This window comes from Alitabrizicola rongguiensis (assembly GCF_021491355.1).
Classification (GTDB): domain Bacteria; phylum Pseudomonadota; class Alphaproteobacteria; order Rhodobacterales; family Rhodobacteraceae; genus Aliitabrizicola; species Aliitabrizicola rongguiensis.
On sequence record NZ_JAKENF010000003.1, the window covers coordinates 622,140 to 634,353 of the forward strand.

At 63.1% G+C, this 12,214-nt stretch carries 13 protein-coding genes and 1 tRNA gene; 7 read left to right on the plus strand and 7 right to left on the minus strand.

Annotated elements, in window-relative coordinates; genetic code table 11:
- Window positions 1-88 precede the first annotated feature (88 nt).
- The 3 genes from L0V05_RS14475 to L0V05_RS14485 all read left to right on the plus strand — a co-directional run bounded on the left by L0V05_RS14475 (window position 89) and on the right by L0V05_RS14485 (window position 4,550).
- Entirely contained in the window at window positions 89-1,171 is a 1,083-nt protein-coding gene (locus L0V05_RS14475) for an ABC transporter permease (RefSeq protein ID WP_234871643.1), read from the plus strand.
- 11 nt (window positions 1,172-1,182) lie between these two features.
- On the plus strand, window positions 1,183-2,364 hold the full coding sequence (locus L0V05_RS14480; RefSeq protein ID WP_234871645.1) for an ABC transporter permease: 1,182 nt from the start codon (window positions 1,183-1,185) through the stop codon (window positions 2,362-2,364).
- A gap of 95 nt (window positions 2,365-2,459) precedes the next feature.
- Entirely contained in the window at window positions 2,460-4,550 is a 2,091-nt protein-coding gene (locus L0V05_RS14485) for a dipeptide ABC transporter ATP-binding protein (RefSeq protein WP_234871646.1), read from the plus strand.
- A 28-nt stretch (window positions 4,551-4,578) separates the two neighbouring features.
- On the opposite strand, the gene L0V05_RS14490 is transcribed toward L0V05_RS14485, so the two are convergent.
- From L0V05_RS14490 to L0V05_RS14505, 4 genes are all read right to left on the minus strand, one after another.
- Window positions 4,579-5,211: a lytic transglycosylase domain-containing protein gene (locus tag L0V05_RS14490; RefSeq protein WP_234871648.1), complete on the minus strand. Its 633-nt coding sequence runs from the start codon at window positions 5,209-5,211 to the stop codon at window positions 4,579-4,581.
- 101 nt (window positions 5,212-5,312) lie between these two features.
- Complete coding sequence (locus L0V05_RS14495) at window positions 5,313-5,930, minus strand: helix-turn-helix transcriptional regulator (RefSeq protein ID WP_234871650.1); 618 nt, start codon at window positions 5,928-5,930, stop codon at window positions 5,313-5,315.
- A gap of 13 nt (window positions 5,931-5,943) precedes the next feature.
- A complete protein-coding gene (locus tag L0V05_RS14500) occupies window positions 5,944-6,483 on the minus strand; it encodes a cytochrome b/b6 domain-containing protein (protein ID WP_234871652.1) in 540 nt (179 codons plus the stop codon).
- A gap of 78 nt (window positions 6,484-6,561) precedes the next feature.
- Entirely contained in the window at window positions 6,562-6,819 is a 258-nt protein-coding gene (locus L0V05_RS14505; protein ID WP_234871654.1) for a PepSY domain-containing protein, read from the minus strand.
- Between the two features lie 225 nt (window positions 6,820-7,044).
- Here L0V05_RS14505 and ssb point away from each other — a divergent pair, with 225 nt between their 5' ends.
- The gene (ssb, locus tag L0V05_RS14510; protein ID WP_255683775.1) at window positions 7,045-7,557 is read left to right on the plus strand and encodes a single-stranded DNA-binding protein; all 513 of its coding nucleotides are present in this window, start codon (window positions 7,045-7,047) and stop codon (window positions 7,555-7,557) included.
- 187 nt (window positions 7,558-7,744) lie between these two features.
- On the opposite strand, the gene idi is transcribed toward ssb, so the two are convergent.
- The gene (gene idi / locus L0V05_RS14515; protein WP_234871655.1) at window positions 7,745-8,305 is read right to left on the minus strand and encodes an isopentenyl-diphosphate delta-isomerase; all 561 of its coding nucleotides are present in this window, start codon (window positions 8,303-8,305) and stop codon (window positions 7,745-7,747) included.
- Complete coding sequence (locus L0V05_RS14520) at window positions 8,302-9,594, minus strand: BCD family MFS transporter (RefSeq protein WP_234872206.1); 1,293 nt, start codon at window positions 9,592-9,594, stop codon at window positions 8,302-8,304. Before L0V05_RS14520 ends, idi begins: the two co-directional genes overlap by 4 nt.
- 164 nt (window positions 9,595-9,758) lie before the next feature.
- Between L0V05_RS14520 and L0V05_RS14525 the strand changes: the two genes are divergently transcribed.
- The 3 genes from L0V05_RS14525 to L0V05_RS14535 all read left to right on the plus strand — a co-directional run bounded on the left by L0V05_RS14525 (window position 9,759) and on the right by L0V05_RS14535 (window position 10,839).
- Window positions 9,759-10,136: a hypothetical protein gene (locus L0V05_RS14525; RefSeq protein ID WP_234871657.1), complete on the plus strand. Its 378-nt coding sequence runs from the start codon at window positions 9,759-9,761 to the stop codon at window positions 10,134-10,136.
- A 45-nt stretch (window positions 10,137-10,181) separates the two neighbouring features.
- On the plus strand, window positions 10,182-10,676 hold the full coding sequence (locus tag L0V05_RS14530) for a copper chaperone PCu(A)C (protein ID WP_234871659.1): 495 nt from the start codon (window positions 10,182-10,184) through the stop codon (window positions 10,674-10,676).
- A gap of 89 nt (window positions 10,677-10,765) precedes the next feature.
- Window positions 10,766-10,839, plus strand: a tRNA-Gly gene (locus L0V05_RS14535).
- Between the two features lie 21 nt (window positions 10,840-10,860).
- Here the strand turns inward: L0V05_RS14535 and L0V05_RS14540 are convergent.
- Window positions 10,861-11,223: a hypothetical protein gene (locus L0V05_RS14540; protein ID WP_234871661.1), complete on the minus strand. Its 363-nt coding sequence runs from the start codon at window positions 11,221-11,223 to the stop codon at window positions 10,861-10,863.
- Between the last annotated feature and the right edge of the window lie 991 nt (window positions 11,224-12,214).

Consider the following 12,214-nt stretch of genomic DNA (forward strand, 5'->3'; position numbering starts at 1 on the left):
GGGGGCAACACCTCGCCGCCATTAACTTCCGCCGTCTGACCAAGGTTCGGCTCGGCGAACGCGCGAGTCGTGGCCCAGGAGCGCCCAGATGATAGTTTTCGTGATCCGTCGCATCCTGACGATGGTCCTGACGGCTCTATGCCTGACCTTCATCGTCTTTTACCTGACCAACCTTCCCGCCAACCTGGAGAAGCTTGCAAAGTCCGAGGCCTCCGCCCGGATGTCGGACGAAGACGTGACGAAGTGGATTGAACGCAACGGCTACGCCACGCCCGTCCTGCAACGCTATGGCGAATGGCTGGGCATCGTTCCCGGCTGGACCCGCACGGAAGAGGGCGTGACCACGGGGCGCTGCATTCCCCGTGGCTCTGATCCTGCGCTCGCCCCGTCGCATTGCGGCATTCTTCAGGGCGACTGGGGCTTCTCGACCGTGTTCAAGCAGCCCGTCTCCAGCATCATCGCCGATAGGCTCAGCGCGACCGGATGGCTCATGTTCTGGGTGATGGCGGTCATGGTGCCCACAGCGCTTGTGATCGGCGTGCTGTCGGGGATGCGGGAAGGCTCCCGGCTTGACCGCGGGTTGTCCATCTTCTCGATCGCCTCGACGGCCACGCCGGAATACGTCTCGGGCGTCGTTCTCATCGCGCTCTTTGCTTCGGCCACCACCGGCATCTCGCCCTGGCTGGCAGAGCACGGCTGGATCAGCGGCAAGACGCTGTTCCCCGGCACGGCGACCTCGGCGATGGAGAACATCACCTTCTGGAATTTCGCGCTGCCGGTCGCGACCATCGCGCTTTACGGCACGGGCTACATCGCCCGCATGACCCGCGCCTCGATGACCGAGGTGATGACGGCCCAATACATCCGGACCGCGCGGCTGAAGGGCGTGTCCTTTCCGAACGTCGTTCTCAAGCACGCCCTGCGAAACGCCCTGATCGCGCCCTTCACCGTCATCATGCTGCAGTTCCCCTGGCTTCTGAACGGCGTGGTCATCGTCGAGACCCTGTTCAACTACAAGGGCTTCGGCTGGACCCTGGTCCAGGCCGCGGGCAACAACGACATCGAGCTCCTCCTCGCCTGTTCGGTCGTGGCGGTGTTCGTGGTTCTCGTGACGCAGCTGATCTCGGACATCGGCTATGTCTTCCTCAACCCCCGCATCCGCGTGTCCTGAGGAGGAAACCGATGGCAGACGCACTCTCCTGGGGTCAGATCTTCGGCCGGATCTTCGTGCAGTTCATTCCGGTCTGGATCGCGCTCGTCGTCCTTTTCGCCGTCTCGATCGCGTTCAAGCGGCGGCTGGGTCTCTATGGCAAGCTGTTCGACAGCCCGATCGGCATGATCGGCTTCGCGCTGGTCATGTTCTGGGTCTTCACCGCCTTCTTCGCGCAGATGATCATGACCCAGGATCCCCTGACCCAGGTGTCGGGCATGAAGAACGCCCTGCCCGGAATGCCGGTCAAGGGCAGTGACGGCGCCTTCTACCTGCTCGGGGGCGACAACCTTGCCCGCGACGTCTTCAGCCGCATGGTGGCGGGCTCGACCATCGTGGTGCAGATCGCGCCGTTGGCCACCGCGTTCGCCTTCATGGTCGGCGTGACCCTTGGTCTGCCTGCCGGCTACTATGGCGGCAAGCTCGACACGACGCTCAGCTTCCTTGCGAACCTGATCCTCGCCTTCCCGGTCATCCTGCTCTTCTACCTTCTGGTGACGCCAGAGATCGCGCAGTCCGGCTTGCCGCAATACATGGGCATGGTCCTGTTCCTGTTCCCGCTGATCTTCCTGATCGTGCTGGTCAACTCGCGGCTCTACGTGAAGCCGCAACTCCGCAACATGCTGATCGCGGGGATCGTCGTGATCGGCGGCTGGATCTACCTCGCGCTCCTGTCGGAGCCGGACACGATCTTCAATCCGCTTCCGGCGGCGCTCGACTTCATCAGCGTGCCCTCGAACATCCTGATCGTGTTCGTCTCGGTTGTGTTCGTGAACGCGCCCACCGTGTTCCGCATCATCCGGGGCCTCGTGCTCGACATCAAGACGCGGGACTATGTCGCTGCCAGCCAGACGCGAGGAGAAGGACCATGGTACATCATGCTTTGGGAGATCCTGCCCAATGCCCGTGGCCCGCTGATCGTCGATTTCTGCCTGCGGATCGGCTACACCACGATCCTGCTCGGGACTTTGGGCTTCTTCGGACTGGGTCTCTCTCCTGAAAGCCCGGACTGGGGCTCGACCATCAATGCCGGACGCAAGCTTCTGGCCGCGTTCCCCCATCCCGCCGTCGTGCCGGCACTGGCGCTGATGAGCCTTGTCCTCGGCCTGAACCTGCTGGCCGACGGGCTGCGCGAAGAAAGTCTCAAGGATTGATGCCGGTTCTTCTGGTCTTCTTCTGTTCCCAAATATCCCACGGGGGTCCGGGGGTGTGAAACCCCCGGTCCCGCGCCAGCCAAGAGAGGCCCGCCATGACCGCGAAAACCGATTGGGATCCGACCAAGCCGATTCTCGAGATCGAGAACCTGTCGATCAGCTTCTTCACCCGCCTGCGGGAAATCCCGGCGGTGATGGACTTCTCCTGCACGGTCATGCCAGGCGAGGCGATGGGGCTCGTGGGGGAATCCGGCTGCGGCAAGTCGACCGTGGCGCTGGCCGTCATGCGCGACCTCGGCAAGAACGGCCGGATCGTCGGTGGCTCGATCAAGTTCAAGGGCCGCGACCTGACGACCATGTCCGACGAGGAGCTTCGCCATATCCGAGGCTCCGAGATCGCGATGATCTACCAGGAACCGATGGCCAGCCTGAATCCGGCGATGAAGATCGGCGCACAGCTTGCCGAAGTGCCGATGATCCACGAAGGCATGGCCAAGGAGGAGGCCTGGAAGCTCGCCCGCCAGATCGTCGCCGATGTGCGTCTGCCCGACCCCGACCGAATCCTGCGCGCCTACCCCCACCAGTTGTCGGGTGGCCAGCAGCAGCGGATCGTCATCGCCATGGCGCTGATGTCGAAGCCGGCGCTCCTGATCCTCGACGAACCGACGACGGCGCTCGACGTTACGGTCGAGGCAGGGATCGTCGATCTGGTCAAGGATCTCGGCGAGAAATACGGCACCTCGATGCTGTTCATCAGCCACAACCTCGGCCTCGTGCTCGAGGTCTGCGACCGGCTCTGCGTGATGTATTCCGGCGAGGCGGTCGAGACCGGTTCGATCAAGGAGGTCTTCGACCGGATGCGCCATCCCTATACGCAGGCGCTGTTCCGGTCGATCCCGCTGCCGGGGGCGGACAAGAATTCGCGCCCGCTCGTGGCCATTCCGGGCAACTTCCCCCTGCCCCACGAACGCCCGCCGGGCTGCAACTTCGGGCCGCGCTGCTCTTACTTCGCCAGCGGGCGCTGCGATGCGCAGGAGATCCCGATGGAGGTGGTTCCGGGAAGCGATCGCCATGCGACCCGCTGCCTGCGATGGGAAGAGATCGACTGGAACGCGCCCCTGAAGGCGGCCGTGAAGACCGAAAAGAGCGCGATCGGCCGGGTTGTCCTGAAGATGGACGACCTGCGGAAATACTACGAGGTGTCGGCGGGCCTGTTCGGCGGCGGCGCCAAGAAGGTGGTCAAGGCCAACGAGACGCTTAGCTTCGAGGCACATGAAGGTGAAACCCTTGCCATCGTGGGCGAATCCGGCTGCGGCAAGTCGACTTTCGCCAAGGTGCTGATGGGGCTCGAAACCGCCACCTCAGGCTCGATCATGCTCTTTGACGAGAACGTGCAATCGACCCCGATCCAGAAGCGGAATACCGACACCGTCTCGAAGGTGCAGATGGTGTTCCAGAACCCCTTCGACACTCTGAACCCGTCGATGACCGTTGGCCGCCAGATCGTCCGCGCACTGGAGATCTTCGGTGAAGGCAAGTCGGATGAAGAGCGTCGCAACCGGATGCTGGAGCTGCTGGATCTTGTGAAGCTTCCACGTGCCTTTGCCGACCGGATGCCGCGGCAGCTGTCGGGCGGGCAGAAGCAGCGGGTCGGCATCGCCAGGGCCTTTGCCGGCGGAGCAAAGATCGTGGTCGCGGACGAACCTGTATCGGCGCTCGACGTGTCGGTGCAGGCGGCGGTGACGGACCTCCTCATGGAGATCCAGCGCAAGAACAAGACGACGCTCCTGTTCATCAGCCATGACCTGTCGATCGTGCGCTATCTCTCCGACCGGGTGATGGTAATGTATCTTGGCCATGTGGTGGAACTCGGCTCGACCGATCAGGTCTTCTCGCCGCCCTACCACCCCTATACCGAGGCGCTGCTGTCCGCGGTTCCGATCGCCGACACCCACGTGACCAAGCAACGGATCGTGCTGGAAGGCGACATTCCCTCGGCGATGAACCCGCCGCCCGGTTGCCCCTTCCAGACCCGCTGCCGCTGGAAAAGCAAGGTTCCCGGCGGTCTGTGCGAACGGGAGATGCCGCCGATGAAGACGCTGGCGGCCGGTCACCAGATCAAGTGCCACCTGTCGGACGAGATCCTCAACCACATGGAACCCGTCATCAAGATCGCGGCGGAGTGACGCCGCGACCCGATCCGTTCATGCGCGGTCAGCCCTGATCGAGAATGACGGCGACGTAGTTCTGGGTTTCTTCGTATTCCGGAACGCCATCGGCGGAATCGACGGCTTCGGGCCCGGCATTGTAGGCGGCAAGCGCCAGCTTCCAGCTGCCGAACCGGTCATACATCTTGCGCAGGTACTTTGCCCCGCCTTCGAGGTTCTGCTTGGGGTCGTTGATGTCGACGCCCATCAGTTCTGCCGTGCCGGGCATCAACTGGGCGAGGCCCGTCGCGCCCTTGGTCGAGACGGCCAGAGCGTTCCAGCCGGATTCCTGCTGGACCAGGCGCAGGAACAGGTCCTCCGGCACACCATGCTTGCGCGCTGCGGCCTTGGCGACTTCGACATACTCGCCTTTGTAGTTTCCCTTGTAGCGCAGGAAGGACAGGTCCATGTCCCGTCCGCTGTCACCACCCGGGCCGAGGCGGGCGGAGTTGTCGTACTGCGAGGCCAGGCGTGTATCGAGCAGTTCCGATTGCTGCGCAAACAGGGCGGCCCGGTTCTTTGTTCCGCCCTTGGAAAACTTAATCCCGTCCGCCTGCGCCTGTCCCGGACCAACCGCGATTGCGCCAGCGCAAAGTACGAGCGCCCCGATCAGCAGCTTTCGAGCGATCCCTTGCCGCATCCCACCAGTCCCGCCTTACGGCCCCCGACCCTTGCGGGATGGCCGCTATTTTTGCGGCACTATAGCGAAAAAAAGCCGCTCCGCCAGAGCCATGGCGAAGACTACTCCGCAGCCTCGGCAGAAGATCGCCCGTTTGGACGTGCGTGCGACTGTGCGCCCGGCGCGAGCGACAGGAGCGGGCTGCCAAGAAGGTCCTCGATCAGCAGACTGGTCAGTTGCCCTCGACCCGATGTGCCTGACTTGCGGTAGATGGCGTTCAGATGGGTCTTGACCGTGGCTTCGGCCGAGCCGCGCAGCTGCGCAATCTCGGCAATGGAATAGCCCTTGATCGTGAAGGTGGCGATGTCCTGCTCCGATGCGGTCAGGCCCCAGGTCCGGTAATAGCCTTCCATCACCTCGCCAAGCGCACCCCTGGCGATGCTGAGGCTTTCCTCAATCTGCGACTGGCGGCGCAGAAGTTTCACCAAGTTGCGCGACAGCATGACGATCCCCGCGATAAGTCCGATCGTCGCCATGAGTTCCGGCAGGATATGTGCATCCTGAAGCGTTGCCCATCCAACCTCTTCCATGTCGCCCAGCACGTCGGTCAGGAAGAACACCGTGCAGAAGGTCTGGAACAGGATAAGCCCGAGCAACGTCAGACTTTCGCGGTTGCGGAGGATCGGGTTCTGGCTCGCTCCACCGCTCGGCGACCGCGGCTGCAGGGACTTGAAACGCACGTCGGATATCCTGTCACTCGCCGGATGAGGCTTCCGGCAAGGACTTGTAGCCCGTCAGCATCGAACGGGGAAGATTCACGCCAAGACGTCGCGATTCCGTGAATACCGCCAATACATGCAGTGCGACCGAGATTTCGGCCCAGGTCACAAAGGCTCCGTGCAGTTCCTCGACCCACTCGACTCCGAACCAGGCGACAGTGGTCTGCATGTAGCCTGTCACGCCGATTGCGATCAGCGTCAGCAGCAGGTTGTAGATCATCAGCGCGCCAAGCGGCGAGTGGCCCAGATGGATCCGGCGCCGTCCGGTGGCCATTTCCCGCATCTGGTCCATCGCGGCAGCAGGATTGGGCGGGAAATCGCTGAAGCGGGCGTGTCGCGGGCCGATGAGGCCCCAGACCAACCGCAGCGCGACCAGCCCCAGCACCGTCAGCCCGATCGTATGGTGCAGGCTCTTCTCCGGGTTGGTGAAGATCGCGTTGGCCAAGAAGCCGCCGACGACGGACCAATGGAAGATGCGCACGAATGGGTCCCAGACCCTGACCTTGCGAGGCATTCGAGTAGACTCCGTTCGAGGGGAAAAGCAGGGCGCGCGTGTCGGGGACAAGGGCACGCGCGCCCTTCGCAAAAACCGTCAGTCGGCGGTCTTCACGATGTTCATCTGGTCATCGAGATAAAGCTCGTACGTCTTGCCGTCTTTCACGGCGTAGACTTCGATCATGCCGTCTTCGGTGGTGACCTTGCGGACTTCATAACCCTGGGCCGTCATCGCGGCGGTCACTTTTTCCTGGGTCGCGGCATCAAGGCTGCCTTCGCTTTCCGCGTGGGCCATCGGTGCGGTCAGGGCAAGGGCCAGGGCAAGGGCGGCACCGAAACGGGAGGTCTTGGTCATGTCGTTTTCCTTCAGACGTGTTGCGCCGGGCGGCGGAATGCCCCCGGACTGCGGCCGACATGAGCCATGCGGCAGTGCAGCGATATCGCCCTGAAGGCCTATTCTGGCATTCTGCAACCGAAGGTGCAGGGGGTGCGGCGGTTGCGTGCCGGGGGTGGCGGAGATATACCGACCGTTAACCAAGCCGGGGCACAGTCCGGGCACATCAACAGGTCGGAGGCAATCATGGCGGGTTCGGTCAACAAGGTCATTCTGGTCGGCAATCTCGGGCGCGACCCGGAAGTCAGGACCTTTGCCAACGGGGGCAAGGTCTGCAACCTGCGCATCGCCACCTCGGAAACCTGGCGCGACAAGGCCAGCGGCGAACGCAAGGAACGCACGGAATGGCACTCGGTTGCGATCTTCTCGGAACCGCTGGCGAAGATCGCCGAGCAGTACCTGCGCAAGGGATCGAAGGTTTATATCGAAGGGGCGCTGGAAACCCGCAAATGGCAGGACCAGTCGGGTCAGGACCGTTACACGACTGAAGTCGTGCTGCGGCCGTTCAGCGGCAACCTGACCCTGCTTGACGGCCGTGAAGGCGGCGGCAGCGGTGGCGGCTTCGACGATCGCAGCGGCTTTGGCGACGACCGGGGCTACCCGGAAGAGCGCGGCGGCGGTTCGGGCTTTGGCGGCGGGCGCAGCGGCGGTGGTGGCGCGCCGAGCCGCAGCGATCTGGACGACGAGATTCCGTTCTAAGGCCTGGAACGCGCCCCGCCCGTCTGACATTCGACTCGGCCGCGGCCTATCTTGTCGGCGCATCCGGCGGGCGTCCGGCTGGAGAGCCGTTCTGTCGACCTGGCCAAACAGACTTTCCAGACCTGTGGCAGACGGACTGTTTTCGCGACCACATCCGCAAGGCCTGCAGCCCCGCCCGATAGGACTCTCACCCGGCCGCTGGAAAGATCCGGTCGCGATGTTCGGCCAGATAGATGCGCAGCCATGGCGTAAACCGCTCGGGCGCGTCGGCGATTTCCCGGGCCAACCCCTCAAGATCGATCCAGCGCGTGTCCTGCACCTCGTCGGGAACCGGGACCACCTGCAGATCGGGTCCGGCTTCTGCCAGAAGGATATCGACCACCTCGTGTTCGGTCAGCCCGCCACCGACATCGGCGCGGTATTCGACCGTTTCGGACAGCACCGGAACCAGCCCCTCGATGCCGAGTTCCTCGCGCAGGCGGCGGGTGGCGCAATCGACGGCGGTCTCATCCCAATGCGGATGGGTGCAGCAGGTGTTCGTCCACAGCCCAGGCGTGTGATACTTGGAGTCAGCGCGACGCTGCAGCAGGATCTGCCGCCCGCGTGTCACGAAGACCGAGATGGCCGGATGGCGCAGACCACGGCGATGCACCTCGATCTTGTCGACAGGGACCAGCTCACCGGCAACCCAGGCCGGGATGAAGTTGTCCGCCGTCAGACGGTCTGACTGGTTCCGGGACCCCGTCACGTTGTCTCTCCCTTCGCTGCGGTCATCTGCAGCCGAGGCTTGTCGGCCTCTGCAATGGCGCTCCCGGCGAGCAGCGCCGAGAACAGGAACAATAAGGCTTCCACCATGAAAACCGGCGTGAAGGCAAGCTGAACCGGCAAGACAAGACGCAGGAGATCGACCGCAACTGCCCCGAGAAGTCCCCCAAATCCCGACGCAACCGCCTGTGCCGCCCCCCAGATGCCCAGCCTTGTGCCTTCTCGCCCCTCTCGCCCCGCGCTTGCCAACCGCATCATGGCAGCAACCATCGCCATCGCGAAGACGCCATTGCAGATACCCAGCATGGCAACGAAAGGCAGCAGCCGACCAGCCTGAAGCGGTCCGGCCAGGCCGATCGCCACCAGCGCCGCGGCCGAGCCGACGCACCCTGCAACGACCCAATGGTGGAGCTTGCCCATCCGCAATCCGGTTGCAACTACCCCCGTAGTCGCCATTCCCACCAAAACTCCGCCGCTCTGAACACCTTGCATCCTCGTGGTTTCACCCGGGGTAAAGCCAAAGACGAGCCCTGCATAGGGCTCAAGGATCAGGTCCTGCAGGAAGTAGGTCGTGATCGACAGGGCCACGAACAGCGCAAGGCGGCGCGCGGGAGGCTCGGCCCATATTTCGGTCAGTCCCTCGCGCAATGGCTGATGGGTTTCGGGCGGCGTCAGTGGCAGGCGACGCTCGATACCTGCAACAGCCACCACCGCGAGCGCCATTGCCATCGTCGCGACCAGAAGCACGATCTGGACCAAGCGCGCGGGCGAAAAGGGATCGATCAGCGTCCCGACGATCACGGCGGAGCTCGTACCGCCGAGCAGCAGCATCAGCCAGACGACCGTCGCCGCGCCGGCGCGGCGTTCGAACGGTGTAGCTGCGGCGACGAGTGCCAGAAGCGACGTTCCGGCGGCCCCTGCCCCTGCCCCGATCATCGCATAGGCGACGACCGACAGCAGCAGGCTCGCCACCGGCATTTCGCCATGGAGCCCGACTGCCAGGGCTGCGAGCACCCCTCCCACGGACAGCAGGGCGACACCGGTCAGGATCAGCGGCGTCCTACGCCCGCCCAGGTCAGATCGATGACCCCAGCCGGGACGGGTGAGCTGCAGGATATAGTAGAGCCCGACAAGCAACCCCGGAACGAGCGCGGGAAGACCGAGCTCGACGACCATCACCCGATTGAGGGTCGAAACCATCAGGACGGTGATCGACCCGATGGCGTAGTTCACAAGGCCCAGTCGAAACACACCTGCCCAGTTCAGCATGATCTCTTCCGCTGGTCAGCCACTAACTTCGCCCTCCGACAAGAGCGTGGGACTGGGCGGAAACTCAAGCCCCAATTCCGGTCCCGCAGCGCAGTGGCAGCCTGACGATGGTTTCTGTTCCTGCCTGAGGGCTTCAATCACCGCGGCAACGCTGCTAGGCATGGCCCATGCCTGCCCGCCGAACCACCCTTGCGACTTTTGCCCTGAGGCTGCTTCTGGCTTTGGCCTTGGTGGCGACAGGCTGGAGCAGCCGACCACTTCTTCTGGCCGAAGAGGCAGCGCTCCAGCAGTTCGTGCTGCAGGGCGGATCGATGGCCGATCTCTGCGATGAGACCGGAGCGATCGGCAGCTCCGGTTCGCGACACGGCCATGACTGCCAGACCTGCTGTCTGGCCGGTAGCCCGGTGCTGTTGCCCGAACGGTCTGCGATCAGTCACGGTCCTGTCAGGGTCGCTTTGGCAGCACCTGCTGTTCTGCCGGGATTTCCGGTTCTGGCGCCAGGTTGGAACGCGGCCGCGCCGCGCGGTCCCCCGGGACTGGTCTGAGCCGCATTCATCTTCCCACGGAATCCTGTCTTTCGGAGTTACTCCATGACACTTACGCGTCTTTTCGGGCTGACCGCAGCCCTGTTCGTTGCCACGTCTGCCGCAGCCCATGAATTCAAGGTCGGCACACTCGAGATCATTCACCCGAGCATTCCCCAGCCCGCCGCAACCGCCATGGCCGCAGGCGGATATTTGGCCATCAGCAACGAAGGCCCCGAGCCTGATCGGCTGATCGGCGCCCGGGCCGATTTCGCCAAAGAAACGTCTATCCATGAATCGAAGACCGATGCGGCCGGCGTGACCTCTATGTCGGAGGTCAAGGGCATCGACATCCCGCCGGGCGACACCGCCGTGCTTGAGCGGGGCGGCTATCACATCATGTTCATGGGTCTGAGCCAGCCGCTGAAGGAAGGCGACATGGTGCCGGTTACGCTTATCTTCGAAAAGGCCGGCGAGGTCCCTGTCGAGTTCATGGTCGATCCCGCCAACGGCGAAGCCGACCACTCGCAGCACACCCATTCCAGCGGCACGGGTGGCTGAACCTTGTCGGGCAGGCAAGGCGTCGACAGACCCCTTGCCTGCCTCCGCCCGATTGGCTACATCCTGCGCATCTGCCTGGCAGAGAGCGGGCGGGTGTAGCTCAATGGTAGAGCCGCAGCTTCCCAAGCTGATGACGAGGGTTCGATTCCCTTCACCCGCTCCATCTGACTGCTGCAGCTACTCATCACGCATGACGCGCGCGCCGGCGACGCAGAAGCGCCACGCTACCGATGGCACTCAGCATCAGCACGCCGCCAGCAGGCAGCGGGACCGGCGCCGGAACTGGTGTGGTCGTGATGTTCGAGAACTCGATCGAGTTGCCCGATGACCAGAAATCGACGCGGTTGAACGTGAAACCCTTCACGGACAACAAAGCGGCACCAAGTCCTTCCGCCACACCTTTCAGGCTTGCGATGGTGATGTTCAGCGCTGCGCCCGTGACAGTGTCTCGGAGCGTGATCCTGTTGTAGGTATCGACCGAGCCCCAAAGCAGGCTGAGCGCCGAGGAGCGACCCACCTTCAAGGTCGCCGTCTGACCATCGTGCACGCGAAAATAGGTTGCTCGACGATCAGCATCACTTGCAAAGGTATCTGCGCCATTTTCGAACGTGGAGCGGTATTGGCCGCTTACACTGCCGGAGACGATATCCGGACCGGCCAGCCAAGAGGCGCCCGACTGCAGATCGGTGCTTCTCGAAGCGTCAACGAGGTTTCGACCATCGTTCTTGAACGTGATTGTAGCTGCCGAAGATCCTTGAACGGTCGCAACAGCCAGTACGACACCAAGGACAAAACCACGAAAGGGCGAAGACATACCATAACACCTTTTTGCCACGGTTCGGGCCGCCCCCGCCTAGAACCCGCCGCAATTGGAACACCCCCGCCATATACCTGCCATATTTCAGCCTGTCAAAAATCACGCGTTATCAGCAACCTACGACAGCCGATTGCATTCTGGGACGTGTCCAATAGCTCGACAGATGGATTGCGTTGCCATGTTGTGGACACAATCCAACGGCCCGTACGAAAATCATGATTCGCGGCGGCGGCGAATCCCTATGGCCGTGAACCAGGCGACCTCGCGGCCGTCCTGCCAGATCACCCAGTCATCCGGGCCGCTGCCTGCCCCGCTGACGAAGAGGATTCAATTTCCTTCATCCGCTCCAATCGCCATCCTGCAATGAACGGCGCCCAGACCGCGCAGTCGCGCGATCCTGGATATTCTGCTGGTCAATTCGGCCGCTGCAGCGCATAGAGAATCGTGACCGTCGGCAATCTTTGTTTCCCGGCGGAACTTTCTCCGACAAGACGACCCGCTTCACCAAGCCTGAGACGGATGCCACCGCAGGGCGTCTGACATCTGTTTCGTCATTTCGCTTGGCGGGCGGTCTCGGTCCGCCGCCAGAACATCCCAATGGAAGGACCAGACCATAGGTTTCTCTTCGCCGAAAAAACCGCTCGACCTTGCCGATTTCCTCAGCCGCAAGGGCATTCCCCGGCGTTCGCGCTACGCCTACTCCAGCCGTGCCGTAGGTGAG

Coding starts and splice junctions, on each gene's coding strand:
- ssb (WP_255683775.1), top strand. CDS start 7,045: ATGGCGGGTTCGGTCAACAAGGTCATTCTGGTCGGCAATCTCGGGCGC.
- L0V05_RS14500 (WP_234871652.1), bottom strand. CDS start 6,483: ATGCCTCGCAAGGTCAGGGTCTGGGACCCATTCGTGCGCATCTTCCAT.
- L0V05_RS14490 (WP_234871648.1), bottom strand. CDS start 5,211: ATGCGGCAAGGGATCGCTCGAAAGCTGCTGATCGGGGCGCTCGTACTT.
- L0V05_RS14485 (WP_234871646.1), top strand. CDS start 2,460: ATGACCGCGAAAACCGATTGGGATCCGACCAAGCCGATTCTCGAGATC.
- L0V05_RS14525 (WP_234871657.1), top strand. CDS start 9,759: ATGCCTGCCCGCCGAACCACCCTTGCGACTTTTGCCCTGAGGCTGCTT.
- L0V05_RS14530 (WP_234871659.1), top strand. CDS start 10,182: ATGACACTTACGCGTCTTTTCGGGCTGACCGCAGCCCTGTTCGTTGCC.
- L0V05_RS14505 (WP_234871654.1), bottom strand. CDS start 6,819: ATGACCAAGACCTCCCGTTTCGGTGCCGCCCTTGCCCTGGCCCTTGCC.
- L0V05_RS14480 (WP_234871645.1), top strand. CDS start 1,183: ATGGCAGACGCACTCTCCTGGGGTCAGATCTTCGGCCGGATCTTCGTG.
- L0V05_RS14475 (WP_234871643.1), top strand. CDS start 89: ATGATAGTTTTCGTGATCCGTCGCATCCTGACGATGGTCCTGACGGCT.